General features: G+C 43.4%; 16 protein-coding genes, 2 pseudogenes and 1 riboswitch. Of the genes and pseudogenes, 14 read left to right on the top strand and 4 right to left on the bottom strand.

All coding sequences use genetic code 11. From position 1 onward, the window contains the following. Nucleotides 1-41 precede the first annotated feature (41 nt). Genes hydG through DWZ47_RS22000 form a run of 3 tightly spaced genes read right to left on the bottom strand, consistent with a single transcriptional unit; the run spans nt 42 to nt 3,962 of the window. Nucleotides 42-1,463, bottom strand: coding sequence for a [FeFe] hydrogenase H-cluster radical SAM maturase HydG (hydG, locus tag DWZ47_RS22010; RefSeq protein WP_165860900.1), 1,422 nt, complete (start codon nt 1,461-1,463; stop codon nt 42-44). After that, a complete protein-coding gene (hydE, locus tag DWZ47_RS22005; protein ID WP_004321650.1) occupies nt 1,460-2,512 on the bottom strand; it encodes a [FeFe] hydrogenase H-cluster radical SAM maturase HydE in 1,053 nt (350 codons plus the stop codon). Before hydE ends, hydG begins: the two co-directional genes overlap by 4 nt. After that, complete coding sequence (locus DWZ47_RS22000; protein WP_117514695.1) at nt 2,493-3,962, bottom strand: 4Fe-4S dicluster domain-containing protein; 1,470 nt, start codon at nt 3,960-3,962, stop codon at nt 2,493-2,495. The genes hydE and DWZ47_RS22000 overlap by 20 nt, the downstream gene beginning before the upstream one ends. Before the next feature lie 145 nt (nt 3,963-4,107). Between DWZ47_RS22000 and DWZ47_RS30715 the strand changes: the two genes are divergently transcribed. The 3 genes from DWZ47_RS30715 to DWZ47_RS21990 all read left to right on the top strand — a co-directional run bounded on the left by DWZ47_RS30715 (nt 4,108) and on the right by DWZ47_RS21990 (nt 5,686). Then, on the top strand, nt 4,108-4,281 hold the full coding sequence (locus DWZ47_RS30715) for a hypothetical protein (RefSeq protein ID WP_004301069.1): 174 nt from the start codon (nt 4,108-4,110) through the stop codon (nt 4,279-4,281). 68 nt (nt 4,282-4,349) lie between these two features. Next, entirely contained in the window at nt 4,350-4,898 is a 549-nt protein-coding gene (locus DWZ47_RS21995) for an NUDIX hydrolase (protein WP_117514693.1), read from the top strand. Between the two features lie 59 nt (nt 4,899-4,957). After that, entirely contained in the window at nt 4,958-5,686 is a 729-nt protein-coding gene (locus DWZ47_RS21990) for a DUF5039 family protein (RefSeq protein WP_008999730.1), read from the top strand. A 388-nt stretch (nt 5,687-6,074) separates the two neighbouring features. Here the strand turns inward: DWZ47_RS21990 and DWZ47_RS21985 are convergent, their stop codons facing one another. Then, nucleotides 6,075-7,121 (bottom strand): L,D-transpeptidase, encoded by a 1,047-nt coding sequence (locus tag DWZ47_RS21985; RefSeq protein WP_004307170.1) that lies wholly within the window; start codon nt 7,119-7,121, stop codon nt 6,075-6,077. Between the two features lie 244 nt (nt 7,122-7,365). Here DWZ47_RS21985 and DWZ47_RS21980 point away from each other — a divergent pair, with 244 nt between their 5' ends. The 11 genes and pseudogenes from DWZ47_RS21980 (at nt 7,366) to DWZ47_RS21920 (ending at nt 25,139) form a co-directional block, all read left to right on the top strand. Then, the gene (locus tag DWZ47_RS21980; protein ID WP_004301062.1) at nt 7,366-7,638 is read left to right on the top strand and encodes a co-chaperone GroES; all 273 of its coding nucleotides are present in this window, start codon (nt 7,366-7,368) and stop codon (nt 7,636-7,638) included. Between the two features lie 43 nt (nt 7,639-7,681). Beyond that, complete coding sequence (groL, locus tag DWZ47_RS21975) at nt 7,682-9,319, top strand: chaperonin GroEL (RefSeq protein ID WP_004301061.1); 1,638 nt, start codon at nt 7,682-7,684, stop codon at nt 9,317-9,319. A gap of 190 nt (nt 9,320-9,509) precedes the next feature. Next, nucleotides 9,510-10,448: a tyrosine-type recombinase/integrase gene (locus tag DWZ47_RS21970; protein WP_004307167.1), complete on the top strand. Its 939-nt coding sequence runs from the start codon at nt 9,510-9,512 to the stop codon at nt 10,446-10,448. A gap of 374 nt (nt 10,449-10,822) precedes the next feature. Further along, nucleotides 10,823-13,459: a hypothetical protein gene (locus DWZ47_RS21965; protein WP_117514691.1), complete on the top strand. Its 2,637-nt coding sequence runs from the start codon at nt 10,823-10,825 to the stop codon at nt 13,457-13,459. Between the two features lie 379 nt (nt 13,460-13,838). Further along, nucleotides 13,839-14,594, top strand: a pseudogene (locus DWZ47_RS21960) (tyrosine-type recombinase/integrase); the annotation flags it as partial. A gap of 447 nt (nt 14,595-15,041) precedes the next feature. Continuing rightward, nucleotides 15,042-16,098, top strand: a pseudogene (locus tag DWZ47_RS21950) (tyrosine-type recombinase/integrase); the annotation flags it as partial. A 599-nt stretch (nt 16,099-16,697) separates the two neighbouring features. Next, nucleotides 16,698-16,890: riboswitch (cobalamin riboswitch) on the top strand. Between the two features lie 154 nt (nt 16,891-17,044). Beyond that, nucleotides 17,045-17,962: a DUF4465 domain-containing protein gene (locus DWZ47_RS21940; RefSeq protein WP_007567599.1), complete on the top strand. Its 918-nt coding sequence runs from the start codon at nt 17,045-17,047 to the stop codon at nt 17,960-17,962. 64 nt (nt 17,963-18,026) lie between these two features. Then, complete coding sequence (locus DWZ47_RS21935) at nt 18,027-19,808, top strand: PKD-like domain-containing protein (RefSeq protein WP_004293827.1); 1,782 nt, start codon at nt 18,027-18,029, stop codon at nt 19,806-19,808. A 14-nt stretch (nt 19,809-19,822) separates the two neighbouring features. Further along, the gene (locus DWZ47_RS21930) at nt 19,823-21,913 is read left to right on the top strand and encodes an epidermal growth-factor receptor (EGFR) L domain protein (RefSeq protein ID WP_117514689.1); all 2,091 of its coding nucleotides are present in this window, start codon (nt 19,823-19,825) and stop codon (nt 21,911-21,913) included. 28 nt (nt 21,914-21,941) lie between these two features. Further along, nucleotides 21,942-23,042, top strand: a complete 1,101-nt coding sequence (locus DWZ47_RS21925; RefSeq protein ID WP_004293828.1) for a YncE family protein — start codon at nt 21,942-21,944, stop codon at nt 23,040-23,042. 18 nt (nt 23,043-23,060) lie between these two features. Beyond that, nucleotides 23,061-25,139, top strand: coding sequence for a TonB-dependent receptor plug domain-containing protein (locus DWZ47_RS21920; RefSeq protein WP_117514687.1), 2,079 nt, complete (start codon nt 23,061-23,063; stop codon nt 25,137-25,139). Nucleotides 25,140-25,141 lie beyond the last annotated feature (2 nt).

Genomic DNA, 25,141 nt, shown 5'->3' with positions numbered 1-25,141 from the left:
GCCAATTGGCACATCGACATATTAGCACATTGGCGTATGATTTAAAATCTAAAATCTCTTTGCCCTGCGGCTATGGCTTTGAGGTTTCGGATAGCTATTTCCCTGATTTTAGGGTTAGGGATTCGGTCTGTTTCTTTTAGAATCAATTCTAATCCTTTCTGGCGGGTATCTTCGGAAGCATAATCTTCCAGATACTCTTTCAGAGTCATCAGGGCATTCGGTCCGCAACAGTTGGCTATCTGACCGGATTTCACTAATGACATGAAACGGTCGCCTGTCCGTCCTTCCCGGTAACAAGCAGTACAGAAGCTGGGGATATATCCGAGTTCGAGCAACCAGTTGACCACTTCGTCTAATGTCCGGGTATCGCTTACGTCAAATTGCGCGGAATTATGATCGGGTAATTCCGTTTCAGCATATCCGCCTACACTGGTACGTGAGCCGCCGCTGATTTGTGAGATACCCAATTCGAGTACCTTCTTGCGCGATTCTTGTGATTCACGTGTGGAAATAATCATTCCGGTATAAGGAACGGCAATTCGGATAACAGCTACAATCTTACTGAATATCTCATCGGAAATTGAATTCGGAAAATCTCCCGCATTAATGTCATCCGCCGAACAGATACGCGGCACACTGATTGTATGAGGACCTACACCAAATTTGGCTTCCAGATGTTCGGCATGCATTAACAATCCGATAAAATCATACCGATAAGTATTCAAACCGAAAAGCACACCAATACCTACATCATCGATTCCCCCTTCCATGGCACGGTCCATTGCTTCGGTGTGATAGGCGTAATTACTTTTCGGGCCGGTGGGATGAAGGGCTTCGTAGTTGTCCTTGTGATAAGTCTCCTGGAATAAGATATACGTACCGATACCTGCCTCTTTTAATCGGCGATAATTTTCTACTGTAGTAGCTGCGATATTTACGTTTACGCGGCGGATCGCTCCATTTTTATGTTTGATACTGTAAATCGTCTGAATAGATTCAAGAATGTATTCTATCGGATTTAGTGACGGATGCTCACCCGCTTCAAGAGCGAGCCGCTTATGTCCCATGTCCTGCAAAGCAATCACTTCCCTGCGAATTTCCTCCTGCGTCAGTTTCTTGCGTGCAATCGTCTTGTTTTTAGCATGATACGGACAATATACGCAACCATTTACGCAATAGTTCGACAAATAAAGCGGTGCGAACATGACGATACGGTTGCCATAAAACTTCTGTTTGATTTCTTTGGCGAGATGAAAGATACGTTCTATCAGGTCAGGTTGGTTACATTCCAGCAGAATAGCCGCTTCCCGGTGCGTCAGTCCCTTGCACAAAGCCGCTTTTTCAATCAGTTGTTCAATCAGGACACGGTTATCCTTATTGTTCTGCGCATATTCCAGCGTATCCAGAATCTCCTCATGATGGATAAACTCTTCTGCTTTTGATGAATCTTTTTGGTATATCATATATTCTCTGTAGTGTACTTAAAGTCGCCTCTTTCGGTAGAAATCTCGTAGCCGATGGTCTTCAATTGTTTTTGTAAGGCAGCCAGCCCTTCGGCAGATTCCGCTCCGAGTGAAGCTTTGTCATTATATAATTCATATTTTCTCCGTTCCTCTCGAGGAGACAAGTTAGGCATAACCACATTCGCACCTGCTAAAATACCCCGTTCCCTGCCATCAGGAATGAGAGTGGCAAGAGCTGTTGTTGCCGGAATCAATGCGGACGGATGCATCAGGCGGAAAATGGATAATAGAAGAATCGTCTGTTCCGCCGTTCCGCTGGGATATTCGGCAAAAGGTGTATCATGATGGGGCAGGAAAGGCCCGATGCCAATCATTTCCGGGCGTAGCTTTTCTATAAACAATAGATCCTCAATGATATGCTCTACTGTTTGTCCCGGACTGCCGACCATAATTCCGGTTCCTGTCTGATAACCGATCTCTTTCAAATCCGCTAAACATTGCAGGCGTCGTTTGCCGGACATTTCCGCTGGATGCAGTTGCCGGTAATGCAACTCATTATAAGTTTCGTGACGTAACAGATAACGGTTGGCTCCGGCACGGAAGAAACGTTCGTATGCCTCACGTGATTTTTCACCGAGCGACAGCGTAATAGCACAATCCGGATAATCCTGCCTGATACGGGCGACAGTCATTTCTATCCGATCGTCTGTCAGTGCAGGATCTTCTCCTCCTTGCAGCACAAAAGTGCGGAAGCCCAATTCATATCCTTGCCGGCAACAGTCCAGTATACTCTCCCGGCTTAACCGGTAACGTTCGATATTCGGATTCCCTTTTCGGATACCACAGTAATAACAGTTGTTCCGGCAGCAGTTACTGATTTCAATCAGTCCGCGGATATAAATCTTATTTCCGAAGTGGAGGAGTGCGACTTCCTGCGCCTGTTTATTGATGTAACGCAGAATTTCTGCGTCACATCCGGTCAACAGTTGCCGGAACTCTTCCGGTGTCAGTGTTCTTTCCTGTCGTAGTTTATCGATCCATTGTTTCATAGCTCTCTTTCCGTTTGAGCAGCTCTTGTGCCAGTTGGCGACGTCCCGAAACAATGTCGTTATGCGTACTCGGTCCGGTGATACATCCTCCTTCGCATGCCATCACTTCAATAAACTGTCCGGCAGCCTTTCCTGTTTTGGCGCAGGCACGCAGCAGAGCGATATTCTTTTTATTGATGTCCGACACTTGTATCGCATTGATTTTCTCCGCTTCTTCTTTCAGATAAGCTTTGACAGCTCCCATCACACCACCTGCCTGTGCAAATCCGTGTGCTTCGCGAACGGAAGTATGTAATACGGAGAACTCCTGCATTTGTTCCAGCTGAATACCCAGCCCGTCAAGAATCGAACCGATTTCTTCGAACGTCAGAATATAATCCACGGCTTCATCGCGGCGTACTTCTTTTCGTTTTGCCACACAAGGACCGACAAATACAATCTTAGCATCCGGATGCTTCTCTTTGGCAATCCGTGCAGCGTAGTACATCGGTGATCCGGTGGTAGAAACATAAGGTTTCATATCCGGAATATGTTTCTCTACCAGTTCGATATAAGAAGGACAACAGGAAGTAGTCATAAACTTCTGTCCCTCTTCCAGTTTCTCCAGTAACTCGTGTGCTTCATTACTGGTGGTTGCCATAGCACCTTCGGCCACTTCGATCACATCAGTAAATCCAATTTCCTTGAAAGCACCGTACACTTGTCCGATAGAAGTTTTAAACTGTCCCAAAATAGACGGGGCGATGATGGCGACCATCTTTTCCCCTTTACGGATGCGCTGCAATACATCGAATGTTTGCGAGATTTCGAAGATAGCCCCGAACGGACAAGCATTCATGCATTTTCCACAGTAGATACACTTGCTTTCATCAATGTGCTCTATGCCGTGTTCATCTTTGCTGATAGCTTTTACCGGACAAGACTCTTCACAAGGTACGGGAATATATACAATAGCGTGATAAGGACAACTCTTGTGACAAATACCGCAACTGACACATGTGTCATGGTCAATCATTGCCTGACCGTTTTTCTTGAAACGTATCGCATCTTTAGGGCAGTTCATGTAACAACTACGTGCCACGCATCCGCGACAAAGGTTGGTTATTTCATAATTGATCTGTACACAGGAAGAACAAGCCTCGTCGATGACGCACATGATATTTTCCTTGTCTGGTTCGGGACGACTCAATGCCAATCGTGCATATTCGGAAAGTGGGGTAACTTCGTCGTGTTCGTCTGTCATATCCAGTCCCATCAGGGGAAAAGTCTTGTATCTCCACACTGCGCGTTCTTTATGTACGCAACACCGTCCTAGGGGTTTCGATTTTCGTGGACTCAACTCAATCGGAAGCCGGTCTATCTTTTCCACTAATTCGTCGTTTTTCCAGAGTCTAACAAGGTCTGCCAGCAGTTTATGCCGGACAATCATAATATTATTCGTAAATGCCATATTGTAATAAAGAGGTTGTTAGTTAGTTGGTGCAAAGATACGAACAGAATTTCAATATTTAAGTTTTTTGAAACATTCTTGTAACTTTTTTGTAGCCCTCGCGTGTTATCTTTGTAGTGGACAAAAAATAAGAGGAGGCAGAGTTATGAATAGCAGTATTTTTGAACAGCGCAGTCGTTTTGCCATGATTGGTGCATTGATGGTTATTATCAGCCTGATGTTTTTATTCTACATGGGAAGTTCTTTGGTAAGCTCTACCAAAAAATACTTGGAGCAGATACATGAGATAGAGATCACTTGTATCGACACAGACGAATAAAAACAAGCAACCGAAAGGTAGGATAATCCGGAGGAATTCGTATTTTTGCCGGGAGAAAAACAAATCTTATGGAAGAGAAGAATAAAGCCTGGAAAACGGTAAGTAGCAAATATCTATTTCGCCGTCCATGGCTGACTGTGCGTTGCGAAGATATGTTACTTCCCAATGGGAATCATATCCCCGAGTATTATATCCTTGAGTATCCCGACTGGGTAAATACCATTGCCATTACTAAAGATGGTCAATTCGTTTTTGTCCGCCAGTACCGTCCGGGAATCGAACGAACTTGTTATGAACTCTGTGCCGGTGTCTGCGAGAAGGAAGATGCTTCGCCGTTGGTGTCCGCCCAGCGTGAATTGTGGGAAGAAACGGGCTACGGAAAAGGAAACTGGCAAGAGTATATGGTGATTTCCGCTAATCCGAGCACTCATACCAATCTGACTTACTGCTTTCTTGTCACAGACGTGGAACTGATAGACCATCAGCATCTGGAAGCTACTGAAGATATCACCGTCCATCTGCTCACATTGGAAGAGGTGAGAAGTCTGCTCGATAAGAACGAAATTATGCAAGCGCTGAATGCTGCTCCATTATGGAAATATATCGCAAATCTGTAATTGTGTTTGGAATTCTGTAGAGAAACAATAACTTTGGAGAAAATTTAAATCATCTTATTATGAAAACAGTTTTATGGAGTATGCTTTGTTTGTTTCTCTCCGGATGGGGAAGTATGCAAGCGGTATTGGCACAGGACTTGAAAGAGATGGAAAAGAACTTGTCCGCCATCAACGAGGAATTGAGTCAAAAGACAAAAGAATATAGTTGGCAGCTTGCAGCTGCTTACGCAGATTATTGTGAAGCAAACAATAAATATATAAGTTGGAATGATTTGCCTTATCTGCAACAGGTTGTCGAATATGAGCGTCCTGCTTCTTTGGAGACTTATCGTCTGGAACATAAAGCCAGTAAAGAGGAACTGGATAAGTTTTTAAATACATACAAAGAATATAAAGATCTGGTGAAGAAGCAAAAAGAAGCGGTAACCAAGGAAGAGAAAGATGCTGTATCAACAGCCTTTTCTGCATTCTGGAAAAAGTTGAGAAGTGAAGAGAATGCTTATAAAGATTTGTACTATGCCGAACGAAAGGCTGTCTGCAAATATAGATCGGAAGCTTTGCGATATGCGATTGCCTATTATAAAGAAAAGAAGCAGGAGATTCCGACTTCTTATATAAAATATACTGAACGGTCTTATTTATTGCAGAAAGGTTCTGCCTTGGAGTTATTACAAAAAGAAATAAGTGCATTGGAAAGTGTACAGAGAGAGATAATTCAGAATATAACGAGGGCAAAGTATGGGTTGAGTGAAACCGGAGAAAATAAAAGAGAGAAGATATTTGATTGATAAGAGATCATCTGGGATAAAGAAATCCCTTTTTATAATTGGAGGTTTGGACTGAAGAGTTCGGACCTCTTTGTTTTCTCTCTCAAGTACGTATAAGTAAGTTTCTTTTCATCCTATGCCAATTTCTTTTGCATAGGGAGAAAACTTGTTTAGAGTATAAGATAAACTATAACCGCAAGTTCTGATTATATAACTGAAACTTTTGATTACATAACTGAAAGTTGCAGTTTTATAACCGGAACTTGCGGTTATAGTTTGGGATAAGGGAAAAGCAACTTTTCCCAAGGAAGAAAGTAAGTTTCCTCCTTATAGAGAATAAGTTTTCTAACCATATTCCATAAGATAGATAATAAGAATCAGGGAATGGCGATGCTGATCTGTTCAACGGTTATTCCAATACAAAAATAATAGTTTCATTTACGGGGGCCCAGTCATAGATAAACTTGGCATGGGAAGTTGCATTCCGCACGCACATGTGTGAGCGTGGAGTAGTTCCCAACGACGGACTATATTCTATCTGCGTCTTGCGGGGAGCATTGACCGGTACTCCGTGAATATAGGCCCCGTCCGTGAAACGACTCGCATAAGGAGCATAACCTCCCGTTTCTTTCGAGCCGTCTTTTAGAAATACCATTTTCACTTTCTTTTCCTGTAAAACAAACATTCCTAAAGGAGTTTCCTGTGCATACGGGGGCAGATGACGTCCCGTAGTGGAAGGATTCATGCTGCGAACCACCCATTGCCCTTTTCCGCTACGTTCAAGAGAAGCGATATTCTGATTGTGGCGGTCTACGAAAACAGCTTTGTTAAAAACAATCGTATCTCCGATTACTTTGACATATTTTTTAGGAATCATCCATTCATCTCCGGTAAACATTGGCTCTGCTTTTATGAATTTCTCTCCATCTTCGATAAAACGGGTTAATTCCCCATCCTGTCCGTAACGTTCGGGTACTAATGTGTCAGTCAATAGATAAAGCGGAACGGATTGGTAACGTTCTATGCCAAGAGTATCTGCCACTCGTCCGTAAGCGTTTCTTTTGAAACTTCTCACAAGTGGTGCTTCTCCATTTCTGTTTTTGTAATTCTGGAGAATGGCCCAGGTGGAAGGCTGCAACTGTATATTTTCGAGTAATGCCAGCCGTTCTTTGATTTTATCCCACTGAAACTGCCGGGTAGTGTCTTTATAAGGATAGGTATCTTCCAATGTGTATTGGTCATACAATAAATCTTTGGAGATTTCTATCTGCTCTGCCGTGAGTTTTTTATTAACAGGTTTAACCTCGGGTTGAACTATTGTATCCTGTGACAGCGAGTCTGTTTGTTGTTCGTGTACAGGAGAAATCTCTCCTGTACGCGAAGTGCAGGAGTAGAAGACGCAAGAGGCGATGATGAGGCCGGATGCTATTCCATTCATATTATTTATACAGTGCATTTGATGGTTCGTTTACGAATATACGTCATTATAAGGAATAATCCTTTTGTTTTGTTTAAAAAGTAGGTGACAAATATACTTTTTTGCCATACAATGCAAGTTGTCAGTCATTTTGTCAGTCTATTTCTGACAAAGAATCATTTATTTACTTTGGCACGCTTTTCGCAATAACTTTAGCGTTCCGCCTGAAAAATGGCGGGTAACATCTACTATTAAATGTATAACTAAAATATAACAAGTAACTATGAACATTAAACCATTAGCAGACAGAGTGCTTATCCTCCCTGCACCTGCAGAAGAAAAAACAATTGGTGGTATCATTATCCCTGATACAGCAAAAGAAAAACCTTTGAAAGGTGAAGTTGTGGCAATAGGTCACGGTACGAAAGACGAAGAAATGGTATTGAAAGTAGGCGATACAGTTCTTTATGGTAAATATGCCGGAACAGAACTTGACGTTGAAGGTACTAAATATCTGATTATGCGTCAGAGCGATGTTCTCGCTGTTTTGGGTTAATTAATAATAGTAAATAGTAAATCTTTAAATAGTAAATAAAGAGATGGCAAAAGAAATATTATTCAATATCGATGCCCGTGACCAATTGAAAAAAGGTGTCGATGCTTTGGCAAATGCAGTAAAAGTAACTCTGGGCCCGAAAGGACGTAACGTTATCATTGAGAAGAAATTCGGTGCTCCGCACATCACAAAAGACGGTGTGACAGTAGCAAAAGAAATCGAATTGGCAGATGCTTACCAGAACACTGGTGCACAGTTGGTAAAAGAAGTTGCTTCTAAGACAGGTGACGATGCCGGTGACGGTACAACTACTGCAACCGTTCTTGCACAAGCTATCGTAGCTGAAGGTTTGAAGAACGTAACTGCCGGTGCTAGCCCGATGGATATCAAACGTGGTATCGACAAGGCCGTTGCCAAAGTGGTAGAATCAATCAAGGATCAGGCTGAAACTGTAGGTGACAACTATGACAAGATTGAACAGGTTGCCACTGTATCTGCAAACAATGATCCGGTAATCGGTAAATTGATTGCTGACGCTATGCGTAAAGTTTCTAAAGACGGTGTGATTACTATCGAAGAAGCAAAAGGAACAGACACTACTATCGGTGTAGTAGAAGGTATGCAGTTCGACCGTGGTTATTTGTCTGCTTACTTCGTGACAAATACGGAAAAGATGGAATGTGAGATGGAGAAACCTTACATCCTGATCTATGACAAGAAGATTTCTAACCTGAAAGATTTCTTGCCTATCCTCGAACCTGCTGTACAGACTGGTCGTCCTCTGTTGGTAATTGCAGAAGATGTAGATAGCGAAGCGTTGACTACATTGGTAGTAAACCGTCTGCGTTCTCAATTGAAGATCTGTGCTGTGAAAGCTCCGGGCTTCGGTGACCGTCGTAAAGAAATGCTGGAAGATATCGCTATCCTGACAGGTGGTGTTGTTATCAGCGAAGAAAAAGGTTTGAAACTGGAACAGGCTACCATCGAAATGTTGGGTACTGCTGACAAAGTTACAGTTACTAAAGACTATACAACTGTTGTAAACGGTGCAGGTAACAAAGACAGCATCAAGGAACGTTGCGAACAGATCAAAGCACAAATTGTAGCAACTAAGTCTGACTATGACCGTGAGAAATTGCAGGAACGTCTGGCTAAATTGTCAGGTGGTGTAGCTGTTCTCTATGTAGGTGCTGCTTCTGAAGTAGAAATGAAAGAAAAGAAAGACCGTGTGGACGATGCTTTGCGTGCAACTCGTGCTGCTATCGAAGAAGGTATCATCCCGGGTGGTGGTGTAGCTTATATCCGTGCTATTGATTCTTTGGAAGGAATGAAGGGTGATAATGCCGATGAAACAACTGGTATTGGTATCATCAAACGCGCCATCGAAGAACCGCTTCGCGAGATTGTTGCTAACGCTGGTAAAGAAGGTGCAGTAGTTGTTCAGAAAGTACGTGAAGGTAAAGGTGATTTCGGTTACAATGCCCGCACGGACGTTTACGAAAACTTGCACGCTGCCGGTGTAGTAGATCCTGCTAAGGTTGCTCGTGTAGCTTTGGAGAATGCAGCTTCTATCGCTGGTATGTTCCTGACTACTGAATGTGTAATTGTAGAAAAGAAGGAAGATAAGCCAGAAATGCCGATGGGCGCTCCCGGAATGGGAGGCATGGGCGGAATGATGTAATTCCGGCTTTCGCTGAATGAATATGAAAACGAGGGTGTCCGAAAAGGGTACCCTCGTTCTTTTTATTATCAATCTATTCTGCAAATTGATCTTTTCAAAACATCCTTGCTTTATATTTTGTTTGGTCAACGTATTCTTAGTAATGAGAATACTTCGTATATTTAGAATCAAATTTATTAATAAAAGTGAGATGTTGAAAGTATTAACATTTATGAAGCAGGTAGCTAACGGGCTACAGGTGGAGGGAAACTTCGGTACTGCGCACGTCTATCGTAGCAGTCTGAATGCCATCATTGCTTATAGTGGGAAAGTGGACTTCACCTTTGATGAAGTGAGTCCGGAGTGGTTAAAGGGATTTGAAGTATATCTTCGCAGTCGTGGTTGCAGTTGGAACACCGTTTCCACTTATTTGCGCACGTTTCGTGCGGTTTACAATCGTGCCGTTGATCTTCGGAAAGCTTCTTATGTACCTCATCTGTTCCGTTCTGTTTATACCGGTACTCGTGCCGACCATAAACGTGCATTGGGCGATGAAGATATGAAAAAGGTATTTGCAAAATTGTCTCGTACGTCCGGTGTGCCATTAGCGGTATATCAGGCGCAAGAGTTATTTATTCTGATGTTTTCGCTTCGTGGTATGCCATTTGTGGATCTCGCTTATTTGCGTAAGAGTGATTTGCGTGATAACGTAATAACGTATCGCAGACGTAAGACAGGACGGCCATTGTCAGTGACATTGACTCCCGAAGCGATGATCCTGGTGAAGAAGTATATGAATCGTGATCCTTCTTCTCCTTATTTGTTTCCATTGTTGAAAAGCCGTGAAGGAACCAAAGAGGCGTATCGCGAATATCAGTTGGCATTGCGCAGCTTTAACCAACAGTTGATGTTGCTAGGTGAATTATTGGGATTATCCGATAAGTTGAGCTCGTACACCGCCCGCCATACCTGGGCTACGACAGCTTATTATTGTGAAATCCATCCGGGCATTATCTCCGAAGCGATGGGACATTCGTCTATCACCGTCACTGAAACCTATCTGAAACCTTTCCGAAGTAAGAAAATTGATGAAGCAAATAAACAAGTTCTTGACTTCGTGAAACGCTCTGTTGTAGGTGTAAGCGCTTGAAAATTACTCTGTTACTTTGTAGGTAACGGGAATGAATATCGGTGCAAATATGAGCATATTTCTTAAAACAACCAAACGAAATCATACATTTTTTCTAATAAACTACTCAAAACAGGAATTAACCAAATAAAACACGCGGATTCTTTGTATTAGGGCTTTGTTAACTTCTAAATTTTTGCAAAAGATCTCCTTCCCTCTACTGCCTTTCAGAAGCAGGGGTAAAAAAGTTTCATTGCATATCGTATTATTTTTCAGTATTGACTACTCCCGAAGAGCAGGCACAAAGGTTTCTCCGTTACCTACAAAGTAACGGGCAGTCTATTATTGAAACTTAGTGTTTAATAATATATTATTAATGTAATTTTTAAGTAGTTATGAAAAGAAAATTTGTAAAAGTGATGTTCTTCGGAGCGCTGGCACTTTCTACTGTCACCTATGTAGGCTGTAAAGACTATGATGATGACATCGACAATCTGCAAACGCAGATTGACGCGAACAAAGCTAGTATCGCCGATTTACAAGCCAAAGTGAATGATGGCAAATGGGTGAAGGATGTTGTAAAGATTGAAGGTGGCTTCAAGATAACCTTTAATAATGGAGACGCTTATGACATCGTAAATGGGAAAAATGGTGTTACTCATAAAGTTGAAATTAAGGAGGGATATTGGTATATTGACAATGTAAAGCAAATTGCTGCTACTGGTCCACAAGGTCCTGTTGGTCCTGTTGGTCCTGCCGGTCCTGATGGTCCAAAAGGCCCTGAGGGTGTTGATGGCAAATCACCCTATGTTGGAACTGATGGCTTTTGGTATTTCTATCAACCTGAGCACGAGAATGCTATTAAAGAAGGAGATAAAGCTGGATGGGTACAAGGTCCTACTTCAGAAACTAGTATTTATATAGTAAAGAGTCAAGAGAAACCATGCTGGACTTTACATGTGCGTAATGATAAAGATGAATGGCAAGACGTTGTATTGCCCACTGCTGATAATATAACAAGTATCAAAGGTGTGGCAATTGAAAACGGCGTAATTTCTACTGACGGAACCAAAGAAGTTAGTCTGTATTATGGTACTGCAAATAACAAGGTTAAATTCGGTAATCCGGAAATTGAGTATCCAAAAGGTTATTTATTTACCAGTAGCGATGCTGTAATCAATGCAATGGTAAATCCTGCAGATATTGATATTGCACAGTACACAGTAACTTTGGAAGATTCGCATGGAAATACTTGCTTTGTACTGGCATCACCTGCTAAGAATATGTCATCTGATCCATTGAAGAATAAAACTACTACTCGTGCAGAACAATGGAATAAAGGCATTTATGATTTTGCTATTGCTTTTGCAAATGTTGATGCTAAAACCATTGAAAATGGTAAGGATGTTGCCTATGCATTGTCTACAAAGAATGCATGGGGGAAAACAATTCTGTCTGATTATGATGTGAAGATTAAAGCCGAGACAGAAAATGCTCCTGGTTTGACTGCTACTACATATACTACTGCTAAGGATATCGATATTAATGAAGAATGTATATTAGATGATCTTGTTCAGAGTGAAAATGTATTTGATGCTGATGGTAAGAGAAGTGGTTATGGGGAAGAAAATTTAGGAAAAGTCTTTGCTCACTACTATGCGATACCTAAGAATACAAAAAATGTAACAATGAAAGAGGTAGATGGTAAGACTGTTATCACCTCTTCCGAGCCACAAACTGTGATCGTTACTCTTCATTACCTGAAAGTTGATGGTACTGCTGATAAGAAAGAGTTTAATTTAAACTTTAAAACTCTTGCACAAAGCGTATCTTTGACAATGAACTGGGTTGTCGGTGCGAAGGATGCGGATTCTAAGGTTACTTTGCCTGATGATATTCAGAAATTATTGAAAGATACGAAGTATTCAATAGCTTATGCTTCTTCTAAAACGACGAAACTTACTGGTACTGCTGCAGCAGATGGTAATATTAGCTTTACTGCCGATGAAGTGAAAGTCAATGGTGAAGCTGTATCTTATCAAAACGGTAGTGTTAAACTTGCATTGACAGACAATGGTAAGAGTGGTGATGAGAAAGTCTATTATCTAACTCCTGAATTTGCTAAAAATTTGGTTACCGCTACTTCTCATAAGATTGATTTGGTAGTTTATCATCAGGGTGGAGATGAAGCTACTGGCACTGATATTGCTAAGATAATCACAGTAAATCTGAACATCACTCAAGATGATAATACTATTAATGTATTCAAACCGCTTAAATCGTTCTTCGATGCTAGTTTCGAGAATGCTACTGCTTATGGTACGACATCTTCGAGTGAAACAACTATCTCTTATAATTTGTACACTCTCTTTGAAACAATTGATGCTGGTGTTAAAGATCATATAGAGTTTACTTTATACAAACCTGGTAAGAATGACAAGGATGGTAAGGAATGGACTGCTGGTGCAAATAAGGGTGATATTTCTGTTGTTAAATCCGAAGTAGATAAATCAAGACCTGTAATTGCCACCTATACTCCGTTTGGTAATAAAAATCTTACTAAGATAGAGAAGAAGTTTAATCTTACTTTTGCTTCGCAAATTGTAGGACCTAAGACTGATATATTTACTGATAAAGGAAATTATCTTTCTATGGCAAAACAGAAATTTGATATTAATATCAAGAATTTCTTATGGAAAGATTATCTTACTAAAGATATTCAAGTGGATGACGAGAGAATAGCTAGTGTAACATTGTCTTTGAGTGATGAGGCCAAAAACTATATTAAACTGAGTGATACGACATTCCCTTCTGCAGATTCTAGTGATGGTGCAACTCCAGTAGTTAAAAAAGGTATAGTTAATGTATCGTTGATTGTTACTAGTACTACTAATATAAAAACAACTATTTCAGGCACGGAAAGTTATATCCTTATCACAGTGAAAGATATTTGGGGAAAGACTACTACTGCCAAGATTGCTGTTCCTATCAAGAACAAGGCTGACGAAGATGCAGATAATGCTAAAAAATAAGCTTTGAACCCTTTTCACTTAATTGTGAAAACCATATAGGGGATGACAGATAAATAAATGATGCTTGCGAAAGTGTTTTTTATTATTTGTCTTCCTCTTCTATAAGGGATACCTCCCTTATTTCCCACAGGTATCCCTTTTTTTGTCTCCTTACATCTTCTTATTTGCACTAGAACCAATTTGCTAGTCCCTTATTTCCCTATAGATTAAGGAGATGTTTTGAGAGTATAGAAAGCCCGGGCTTGTGAAAGTCCGGGCTTTTCGTGCTCTTTTGTCTTTGGAACATCTTAGCTATTTCCTTTGTTTGTTCATGCGGGGTATTTCCATTGATGGGATAATACTCGTATATTTATCGTCTAAATTATTAATAAATTATGAGATGTTGAAAGTACTAGCATTTATGAAGCAGGTAGCCACTGGGTTACAGATGGAGGGAAACTTTGGGACTGCACATGTCTATCGTAGTAGTCTGAATGCCATCATTGCTTATCGTGGGAAAAATGATTTTGTTTTTAGTGAAGTGACTTCGGAGTGGTTGAAAGGGTTCGAAGTATATCTTCGCAGTCGTGGATGTAGTTGGAACACCGTTTCCACCTATTTACGGACCTTTCGTGCGGTTTACAATCGTGCGGTCGATCTTCAGAAGGCTCCTTATGTTCCTCATTTATTTCGTTCTGTTTATACCGGAACGCGGGCTGACCATAAACGTGCGTTGGGTGATGACGATATGAAGAAGGTGTTTACTAAATTATCTCGTGCATCGGGTGTACCATTAGCGGTATATCAGGCGCAGGAGCTATTCATTCTGATGTTTTCGCTTCGTGGTATGCCGTTTGTCGATCTTGCTTATTTGCGTAAGAGTGATTTGCGCGATAATGTAATAACGTATCGCAGACGTAAAACCGGGCGACCATTGTCGGTGACATTGACTCCGGAAGCAATGGCTTTGGTAAAGAAATACATGAATCGTGATTCTTCTTCTCCTTATTTATTTCCATTGTTGAGAAGTCGGGAAGGAACTAAAGAAGCCTATCGCGAATATCAGCTTGCATTACGTAGTTTTAACCAACAGCTGATGTTATTGGGTGAATTGCTCGGATTGGGAGATAAACTTAGTTCGTACACTGCGAAACATCATACAATCTCTATCTAATTGAAAATTAAACAGTTATTTCTGTTTAATTAATATCAGGTAACGATTTAGAAACGAGCGAATTACAATATTCTGTTTTCTTTTGCCTCTGTCAAAGAACGATTCTTTCAATGCAAATATACACTTTACTTGTGACAAAAGCAATCTTTTTCTACATTTAATCGACTTACAGTCAGCCTTAAAGAGGGTATCTGGTCTCATTCCATCTTCTTCCTCAAAAATAACATAGCAGTCTAAATTGGTTTATGTATGGGATAGGTCTTGTTCATTCGATCCGGTAGACTACTATACATAAAAGTATAAAGGCGAGATACGACAAGGAGATGCCATGCTTTTGTGTAAGGGGAATCTCTCTTAGCTTATCGCAGACCATGTATAGCTAAGTGTTTTGAGAATAAACAGTCTGTAAAAAACGGAAAGACACCGATTATGGGCCGTATCACCATCAATGGAACCCAAGCCGGTTTCAGTTGTAAGAAAGAAGTGTCCCTCGCTTTGTGGGACGTCAAAACCAACCGGGCCAAAGGCAAGTCCGAGGAGGCCCGTACACTCAATCAGGAGCTTGACAATATCAAGGCGCAAATCACCAGGCACTACTAGTACATCTGCGACCACGACAGTTTTGTTACAGCCAAGAAAGTCTATAACCGCTATGTCGGCTTCTCAGAGGAATGCCACACCCTTATGAACCTTTTCAGGGAACAGCTGGAACCGTATAAAAAGAAAATCGGCATAGAGAAAGCCGAAAGCACCTACTGCGGTCTGGTTGCCGATTACAAGAGTCTCCTGCTTTTCATGAAAAGCAAGAAGAATGCAGAGGATATTGTCATCGAAGAACTTGAGAAATCATTCATCGAGGATTACTACAACTGGATGCTCGGTACATGCGCTTTGGCAAACTCCACTGTCTTCGGGCGTGTCAATACCTTGAAGTGGCTGATGTATATCGCGCAGGAAAAAGGCTGGATACGGGTTCATCCGTTCGCATCATTCGAGTGTATGCCCGAATACAAGAGGCGTTCTTTCCTTTCCGAAGAGGAACTGCAAAGGATAATCCATATAGAACCGAGATACAAACGCCAGCGTGCCATGCGCGACATGTTCCTGTTCATGTGCTTCACCGGTCTTTCCTATGTGGACTTGAAAGCCATAACATACGATAATATCCATACCGACTCCGACGGCGGTACATGGCTGATGGGCAACCGTATAAAAACGGGAGTGGCGTATGTCGTAAAATTATTGCCCATTGCTATCGAACTGATTGAAAAATATAGGGGTACGGATGAAAAGAAAGACTCCCCGAATGTGTCTTTCCGGTAGGTGAATACAATGCCATGCGGCTCAGTCTTGGAATCATAGGCAGGAAATGCAACTCCGGGGCGAGGTCACCCCGCACATCGGACGCCACGCATTTGCCGTTCTGGCCATACTCAAGGGGATGCTGCTGGAAACTCTTCAGAAAGTGTTTGGGCATAAGTCCATCACATACGTCCTGCGCATCCATTCACTTGTCCGGCGCAGGCGGGGCAATCTTTTTCTGGAAGTCGCCCATCTGTACGACCAGCGTGCTGACCAGCTTTCTCAACTCCTAATACGCGCTTGTTTCAATAATTGTCAGTTCCATACTAAAATTCTTTTTAAGATTCTGAATATGCGACAAAGTAACGCACATCCTATATCCTTTCCAAACAGATAATATCAGAGTCTTCCGTTGGCGTGCATTGGCGTATCCAACGTTAAAAGAGAAGGTCCTTCACCTGCATCCATGCGGCAACGGAACTTCCATTCCCTTACTTGTTTTCCATAAATTTATAGGATTAATTTCTGGTGCATGATATTAATAGTCATTATTCTGTCTGCTTTTTTTGCTTGCATAATTGCAGCTAACAGTTATCTATTCCAGAACGCATTGTTATGGAAAATGGCAAGCTGTTTTGTTGGTTTATGGATATTGTGTATGATAATTACCGTCTTCGTTTGTCGTAAACTTGAATGCTCTAATTAAAACAGTACGGTTGTCATGCTTTGTGTGTTTTATTATAAATATTATGAATTATTTGGAATTGATATGTAATATAGATAATTTTGCAGTCGGGAAATGGTTTCGGGAGGTTTACGCCTTCCGAATGAAAAGGGAACCCGGTGAAAATCCGGGACAGTACCCGCTGCTGTGAGTCCACAAAAACGGACATCGAACTTTTGCCACTGGTGTAATACCGGGAAGGCACGATGACCGGGACGAGTCAGAAGACCTGCCATGACCGGAATGAGATTTACACCTGCGGGATATACGGGTCGTAATCAAATAAGGAATAGCTCATCGGCCATTCAATATTTGAAGACAGACATATTCCCGTTCGTGTAAGTCCGCACGAACGGGAATTTTTTGTGTTTGTTAATAATATGTTTTACATTAAAATGAGTGACCTATGAAAAGAAAATTACGCTTTCTGGCAGGTGCCTGTCTATTTACCGCAACCGCCTTGTTCTCTGGCTGTAGCTCGGACGATGACTTTTTGATGGACCCGGTTGATTCCGGAACTTCGCAAACCCGTGCTGTGACAAATCCGGACGGTACTTTAACTATCACTTTCGATGATTTCGATCCCGGCATGTTAGCAGGACCTACCTCGGCCGGAGAAAATCTTTATTCGTACCAAGGGTATCCTCAAGTAACCACCATTTACGACAATACTCCGGAAGAATATCTCTTCCTTTCAATGTTTAATACTGTAGGTGGAAGCACAGAGTATTCCAGCGGCGGCATCGCACTTTCCAACTGGAACATCCGCTCCAATCAGTCGGGAAATACCGGAGACTGGTGGTATTCTTATCTAAACCAATGTTCTGTCTATAACACTGCGGTGGAAGCGGAAGGACAGAATAAGGAAGCCGGGCACAGCGGTTCCAATTTCGGTGTCGTTTACGGATATGTGGATGCTTACAATCAGGCATGGATGGCTAAACCAGAATTTTATTTCAATGTTCCCCGGAAATTGGTCGGCCTGTGGATCTGCAACACCTCATACACTTATGGTGTCATTACTTATGGTAATCAGTTCGGTTCTACGGGGGTAGCGACTCCTCTGAAAGAGATGAAAGGGTATTTCCAAGTGAATCTGGAATGTTATGATGCGAATGGCGGTCTGATCCGCACTTACAAACGTCTTTTAGCCGATTATCGTAACGGCCAACAACAGGTTGATCCTATCACGACATGGGATTATTGGGAAATCAATGCCGAAGGGGTGCAAAGTGTGAAATTCAACTTCGAGGGTTCGGATTCGGGAGCATACGGTTTGAATACTCCGGCTTATATCTGTATTGATGATATCACCATACAATAAAAAGAATACAAGGATATCCCTTCTGTCGGGGGTATCCCTGTTATTTTTCTAAAATCCACACATCATGCATCGTTTTCACTATTTTATTATTTCTGCCTGTATGCTGTTCACCTCCTGCAACAAGGATGAAGTCATTACCGAAGAAGTAGGAGGACAACCTATAATAGAACTTGACAGCGAGACCGGTATTTACACTGTCAAGGTCGATCACGAATTGACTATCGCCCCGACATACCAGAATGTTGAAGATGCTCTTTTTGCTTGGACGATAGACGGTACGCTGGTTTCTTCGGGTCCGTCTCTTCAACGTACATGGAATGAATGCGGGGATTTTTATGTCAAACTAAGAGTAGACAATGCGGAAGGCTATGCCGAAGAGGAACTGAAAGTAGAAGTGAAAGAACTCACCCCTCCGGTCATCTCACTGGCACTACCTTCGCAGGGGCTAAAAGTCGTCCGGAATACCGATTACACATTTACTCCCGATATTCAGCATTCGGATGTCGAAGGGTTCAAAATCGAATGGGTACGGGAAGGAAAAATCGTTTCCACCGAGAATACTTATACTTTCAATGAAAAAGAACTCGGTGTTTATACGGTGACAATCAACGCTTCCAATATAGATGGGACAACAACGAAAGACGTAAGCGTAGAGGTCGTGGAAACGATGCCCTACGTTGTCAAATTCCCGACCCCGTCTTACCTGCAAACATCCACGGACAGGTACACTTTTGCCGACCGTCCTGTTTTCCTGCGTCCGTTGTTGGAGTATTTCGACAATCCCCGTTTTGAGTGGAGTGTGGACGGTCAGGTCATGGAAGGAGAAGTGGAACGCATGTTCAAGTTCACGCCGTCCGCACCCGGAGAATACACCGTCTCCTGTACTGTGTCGGAAGACACACCGACGGAAAAAATAAGCAGGAATATCGACAAAGGGAAAACGGCTGTCACTGCCACCGTAAAAGTCGTTTGTGTGGACAAAAAGGAACAAGACGGCTTCCGGGCTTCGGGAAGTTCCAAGCTCTGGAATAAAGTCTATGAATATACCCCAGCTCCCGGCCAATTTATCAACGAGACGAGCACGATAGGCGGTATGACCGGCAACGAAACATCCCCTGAAGCGGCTGTCGCATGGGCAACACAGCGTTTGAAAGACAAACTGCACGTCTCTTTAGGTTCTTTCGGGGGTTATATCATCGTCGGCTTCGACCACAGTATTCCCAATTCGGGTAACCAATATGATTTCTGTGTTCAGGGGAACGCCTTTGACGGCAGTTCCGAACCGGGTATCGTATGGGTCATGCAAGATATAAACGGAAACGGATTGCCGGATGACGAGTGGTACGAACTGAAAGGATCTGAAGCAGGCAAGGAAGAAACAATACAGAATTTTGAAGTGACCTATTACCGTCCGGAAGGCAAAAAAATGGATGTCCAATGGATCAGTTCCGACGGTAGAAACGGCTGGGTAGACTATCTGTCCGCTTATCATACACAAGACTATTATTATCCGGCTTGGATTTCGGAAAACAGTTATACCCTGACAGGCACTTGTCTGGCCGCCCGCAACACCCAAGATTCTCAAACCGGTTATTGGGATAATCAGAGTTATGACTGGGGGTACGTGGATAATTTCGGAAACGACCAGATAGAAGGCGGCAGTACGGTGGATGGAAGCGGACAAAGGAACGGTTTCAAAATTTCCAATGCCATCCATGCCGATGGAACGGAAGCCAATCTGCAATATATTGACTTTATCAAAATACAATGCGGTGTTCTGGCCAAAAGCGGCTGGCTGGGCGAAGTTTCTACGGAGGTATTTTCTTTTGAGGATCTAACCAAATAATAAAAATTACAAGTATGAAAATTTATTTTCTTCCCATGCTCCTATCCTTGTTCTTTTTGGGAGCGTGTGACAAAAACGATGAAATTATACCTGAAGATGCAGATGAAAATTTCATCACATCGGTCGTGATGACCGTGGACGGGAAATCGTACACGGCCGACATTACGGACAATACAGTAACAATAACCGTTCCCTATACGGTATCGCTGAACAACGCCGAAGTGGAATTCAAGTACACAACTTCTGCAACAATCATACCTGATCCTGAAACGGTAACGGACTGGGATAACGAACGAACCTTCCGGGTGACATCCTATAACGGAGATGCCCGCGAATATACCTATAAGGTCGTGAAAAGCGAGATAGAATCTGACGGAGATGTGGAGTTGAAGACCACCGAGGAGGTAGCTTCTTTTGCCGCAACCAAAACAACCGTTGTCAAAGGGAACCTGATTATCGGCTCTGATGCGGAAGAGGCAGAAAAAATCACTGACATATCTGCATTGGCATCTTTGAAAGAGGTTACTGGCAACATTGTCATTCGTAACAGTTACAACGGTGCAGACTTGACAGGGTTGGATAATATCGTTTCTGCCGGAGGTTTACAGGTAGGTTCGACCGATGTCGCCTCGAAAGCTACGGAACTTCACATGATTTCCATGAAAGCATTGGAAACGCTCTCCGGAGACATATCGGTATATAACGACCAAGTGACGTATGTCCTATTCGAGAAACTGGCAACTATTGAAGGAAGCGTGATGTTCAATGCGTCGTCGTTACAGAGTTTTGAGTTTCCGGTTCTGACTACTGTAGGTCAGGATCTGAATCTTCAAGGACTCAATGAAGAGAACACAGCAGCCGGTTCGATTGCGTCTTTGGAAATACCGGAACTGACAAGTGTCGGAGGGGTCTTGTCCGTAAACAATCTTGCCAAGCTGACTTCCATGAGCTTCCTTAAGCTGAAAGAGACCGGTGGCCTTGATTTCCATACCGTCCCCGTGATGTTGGAAACCATCAACCTTCCGGAAATCGAAACAGTAAACGGAAGTATTATTATGGAAGCCAATATGGAAGCTCCTCCTACCGGTAGTTTTGTTCCCCAACGAAATGACGTGCTTCAGGCTTTCGGTGGAATGGACAAACTGACAACGATAAAGGGACAGATAAAGATAAAGAATTTCACGGCACTCAAACAACTTCCCGACTGGAGCAAGATCACCACACTTGGAAGCATCACGCTGGATTATCTTGAAGATGTGAGCGGAACACTGCTGTTGCCGAACGCCCGATTTGAAACCTTCGGAGAAACAGCGCCCCAGATTGAAATTATAAACAAGGTGCAGCTCTCCAAAATTGAAACAGCCGAAGATTTGTCAAATGTAAATTTTGTCATCACCAGTCTCACGAATAATAAGTTCCCTGAAATCACGTTCAAGAATATCAAAGACTTCACTTGTAAGCCAACCACCAACAATATCGATTATACCATATCGACAATTCAACATGTATATGGAAATCTAAATGTGACAGGCCAAATGCGAAGCAATGCCAAATTTCCCGACTTGGAAATCATAGATGGATATGGATATATCCAAATACCCATGTTTGCTTCAATCACAATGCCAGTCTTGAAAGAAGTGGGAGGACAGTTCTATTTATCTGGAAATTTTACCAGTTGTAACTTGCCCTTACTATCCAAAGTTTGTTGTTCAGCTTCTCCTGTATATTATAAAGAGGGAGGGGGTTCGTTAGCAATATCTTTACAAAGTAAATCGCTGGATATTCCGGAATTGCTTCACGTAGGAGGTGAAGGGTTGTTCGTTAATAAAGCAACAGGCATTACTTGTGATAAATTACAGACTATAGATGGTACGCTACAGATAAAAAGTGCGACTTCTCTTTCTCAGGAAACACTTTCCATGGAGAAGTTGGAGACCTTGCATGGGGTTGTTTTTGACGGTTTGACGAAATTTACCGACTACACTTTCTTCGGCAAGTTTATAGAAAACGGAATGATTACGGGGGAAAGTTGGAGCGTGACGAAATGTGGGTATAACCCAACCTTCCAAAATATGAAGGACAAACAATATACGCAGCAGGATTAAACCTTATACCTTAACCAGAGTACCCGTAATGATTCGGGTACTCTTTTTTATCCGAATGACAATGAGCAGAACAATACAACGGATTTGCCTTTTTCTTTTCTGCCTGCCAGTTTTCGGCAGTTGCATGAAATGGGATTACGGAGAGATGGAAGATTTCTCTGTATCGGCCTCTGGTCTTTTCATTACCAACGAGGGGAATTTCCAGTACAGCAATGCCACGCTTTCCTACTACGATCCCGCCACGTGCGAAGTGGAGAATGAAGTGTTTTACCGTGCCAACGGGTTCAAGTTGGGCGATGTGGCCCAGTCTATGGTTATCCGGGACGGTATAGGCTGGATCGTGGTGAACAACTCGCATGTGATTTTCGCCATCGACATCAATACTTTCAAGGAAGTGGGCCGTATCACAGGTTTCACCTCACCCCGGTATATCCATTTTCTGTCGGATGAGAAAGCCTATGTGACGCAGATATGGGACTACCGTATCTTCATCATCAACCCCAAGACATACGAGATTACCGGCTATATCGAATGTCCAGACATGGACATGGAATCGGGTTCCACCGAACAAATGGTACAATACGGCAAGTACGTCTATGTGAACTGCTGGTCGTACCAGAACCGCATCCTGAAAATCGACACGGAGACGGACAAGGTCGTGGACGAACTGACCATCGGCATACAACCTACTTCGCTGGTCATGGACAAATACAACAAGATGTGGACCATCACGGATGGCGGTTACGAGGGCAGCCCATACGGTTACGAGGCACCGTCTCTCTATCGTATAGACGCCGAGACTTTCACCGTAGAGAAACAGTTCAAGTTTAAGCTGGGCGACTGGCCTTCGGAAGTCCAGCTCAACGGTACACGGGATACACTTTACTGGATCAACAACGATATTTGGCGAATGCCGGTGGAAGCCGACCGTGTTCCCGTCCGGCCTTTTCTGGAGTTTCGGGACACCAAATACTACGGCCTTACGGTCAATCCCAACAACGGGGAGGTATATGTGGCCGACGCTATTGATTACCAGCAACAAGGTATCGTGTATCGCTATTCGCCGCAAGGCAAGCTGATCGATGAATTTTACGTGGGAATCATTCCGGGAGCTTTCTGCTGGAAATAACGAGGAAGGAGGACAAAAATGAAAAGACATCTTATTCTATTGTTCGTGGGGGTAAGCCTGCCCTTTCTGCTTGCCGCCCAGCAGAAAAATTCCGTCAGCATTACCAAAAGGGTACTACGTATTCCGGAGGTTACGGTGGTGGGCAAACGACCTATGAAGGATATAGGCGTGCAACGAACCCGTTTCGATTCCATCGCCATGAAAGAGAACATCGCCTTGTCTATGGCCGATGTGCTGACATTCAACTCATCCGTTTTTGTCAAGAACTACGGACGCGCCACGTTATCCACCGTGGCTTTCCGGGGTACCTCTCCCTCGCATACCCAAGTGACGTGGAATGGTATGCGCATTAACAACCCGATGCTGGGCATGACGGATTTTTCCACCATCCCTTCTTACTTTATCGATGATGCCTCGCTGCTGCACGGAACGTCATCGGTAAACGAAACGGGCGGCGGCTTGGGTGGTCTGGTCAGGCTCTCCACTTCTCCGGCCAACCATGAAGGGTTCGGGTTGCAGTACGTGCAGGGAGTGGGGTCGTTCAGCACGTTCGACGAGTTTCTCCGCCTGACCTACGGTGACAAACACTGGCAGTCCTCCACCCGTGTGGTGTATTCCTCTTCCCCCAACGACTACAAATACCGAAACCGGGACAAGAAGGAAAACATCTATGACGAGGACAAGAACATCATCGGTTCCTATTACCCGACGGAACGCAACCGCAGCGGGGCTTATAAGGATCTGCACGTCTTGCAGGAAATTTATTATAACACGGGCGAAGGCGACAAGTTCGGGCTAAACGCCTGGTATATCAATTCCAACCGGGAACTGGCGATGCTCAGCACGGATTACGGGAACGACATGGACTTCGAGAACCGCCAAAGGGAGCAGACGTTTCGCGGCGTCCTCTCGTGGGATCGCGTGCGGGAGAAATGGAAGGTCGGTGTAAAAGACGGCTATATACACACATGGATGGCCTATGATTACAAGCGGGACAAGGGAAACGGCGAAATGGCTTCGATGACCCGCTCACGCAGTAAGATTAACACGTTCTACGGAAGTGCGGACGGGGATTATGCTCCTTCAGAGAAATGGCTGTTCACGGCCGGTGTTTCCGTACACCAGCATTTGGTGGAAAGCGCGGACAAAAATATCATCTCGCAGGAAGGTAACAAGGCTGTTGTCGGGTATGACAAGGGACGTGTCGAGTTTTCCGGTTCCGTTTCTGCGAAATGGCGGCCTGTCGATCGTTTTGCCGCCTCGCTTGTCCTTCGCGAGGATATGTTCGGTACGGAATGGGCCCCGGTTATCCCGGCTTTCTTCATCGACGGGGTACTGTCGAAAAAAGGCAATATCGTGGCGAAAGCATCCATCTCCCGGAACTACCGTTTTCCCACGCTGAACGACCTCTATTTTCTGCCGGGCGGTAATCCCGACCTGAAAAGCGAGCACGGCTTCACATACGACGTGGGGTTGTCGTTCTCGGTGGGGAAAGAAAATGTATATGCTTTGAGCGGTGGTATCAACTGGTTCGATTCGCACATCGACGACTGGATCATCTGGCTACCCACAACCAAGGGATTCTTCTCCCCCAGAAACCTCAAAAAGGTACATGCTTACGGGGCAGAGACCAACGCCCACCTTGATATAATGCTCGGAAAGGACTGGAAACTGGATATGAACGGAACTTTCTCGTGGACTCCCTCGATCAACGAGAGCGAACCGATGAGTCCGGCAGACCAATCCGTCGGCAAACAGTTGCCATACGTGCCGGAGTTTTCCGCAACGGTGACCGGACGTCTGTCATGGCGGACATGGAGCCTGCTTTACAAATGGTGTTATTACAGCCAGCGTTATACCATGTCGAGTAATGACTATACCCTGACGGGCTATCTGCCCCCTTACTTCATGAATAACGTGACACTGGAAAAACAGCTCTCTTTCCGATGGGCCGATCTGTCGCTAAAGGGCAGCATCAACAACCTGTTCGATGAAGAATACCTTTCCGTATTGTCCCGTCCCATGCCGGGCATCAATTTCGAGATATTCATCGGCATAACACCCAAGTTCGGAAAAAACAAAAATAGTAAACGATAATC

This window comes from Bacteroides sp. AF32-8BH, from assembly GCF_003435205.1.
Taxonomy (GTDB): domain Bacteria; phylum Bacteroidota; class Bacteroidia; order Bacteroidales; family Bacteroidaceae; genus Bacteroides; species Bacteroides ovatus.
This window is presented reverse-complemented; position numbering and strand designations above follow the sequence as displayed.

What these genes read in the sequence shown, in the direction of transcription:
- groL (WP_004301061.1), top strand. Translation starts at nt 7,682, where the DNA reads ATGGCAAAAGAAATATTATTCAATATCGATGCCCGTGACCAATTGAAA.
- DWZ47_RS21990 (WP_008999730.1), top strand. Translation starts at nt 4,958, where the DNA reads ATGAAAACAGTTTTATGGAGTATGCTTTGTTTGTTTCTCTCCGGATGG.
- DWZ47_RS21965 (WP_117514691.1), top strand. Translation starts at nt 10,823, where the DNA reads ATGAAAAGAAAATTTGTAAAAGTGATGTTCTTCGGAGCGCTGGCACTT.
- DWZ47_RS22000 (WP_117514695.1), bottom strand. Translation starts at nt 3,962, where the DNA reads ATGGCATTTACGAATAATATTATGATTGTCCGGCATAAACTGCTGGCA.
- hydG (WP_165860900.1), bottom strand. Translation starts at nt 1,463, where the DNA reads ATGATATACCAAAAAGATTCATCAAAAGCAGAAGAGTTTATCCATCAT.
- DWZ47_RS21995 (WP_117514693.1), top strand. Translation starts at nt 4,350, where the DNA reads ATGGAAGAGAAGAATAAAGCCTGGAAAACGGTAAGTAGCAAATATCTA.
- DWZ47_RS21940 (WP_007567599.1), top strand. Translation starts at nt 17,045, where the DNA reads ATGAAAAGAAAATTACGCTTTCTGGCAGGTGCCTGTCTATTTACCGCA.
- DWZ47_RS21980 (WP_004301062.1), top strand. Translation starts at nt 7,366, where the DNA reads ATGAACATTAAACCATTAGCAGACAGAGTGCTTATCCTCCCTGCACCT.
- hydE (WP_004321650.1), bottom strand. Translation starts at nt 2,512, where the DNA reads ATGAAACAATGGATCGATAAACTACGACAGGAAAGAACACTGACACCG.
- DWZ47_RS30715 (WP_004301069.1), top strand. Translation starts at nt 4,108, where the DNA reads ATGAATAGCAGTATTTTTGAACAGCGCAGTCGTTTTGCCATGATTGGT.
- DWZ47_RS21935 (WP_004293827.1), top strand. Translation starts at nt 18,027, where the DNA reads ATGCATCGTTTTCACTATTTTATTATTTCTGCCTGTATGCTGTTCACC.
- DWZ47_RS21920 (WP_117514687.1), top strand. Translation starts at nt 23,061, where the DNA reads ATGAAAAGACATCTTATTCTATTGTTCGTGGGGGTAAGCCTGCCCTTT.
- DWZ47_RS21925 (WP_004293828.1), top strand. Translation starts at nt 21,942, where the DNA reads ATGATTCGGGTACTCTTTTTTATCCGAATGACAATGAGCAGAACAATA.
- DWZ47_RS21985 (WP_004307170.1), bottom strand. Translation starts at nt 7,121, where the DNA reads ATGCACTGTATAAATAATATGAATGGAATAGCATCCGGCCTCATCATC.
- DWZ47_RS21930 (WP_117514689.1), top strand. Translation starts at nt 19,823, where the DNA reads ATGAAAATTTATTTTCTTCCCATGCTCCTATCCTTGTTCTTTTTGGGA.
- DWZ47_RS21970 (WP_004307167.1), top strand. Translation starts at nt 9,510, where the DNA reads ATGTTGAAAGTATTAACATTTATGAAGCAGGTAGCTAACGGGCTACAG.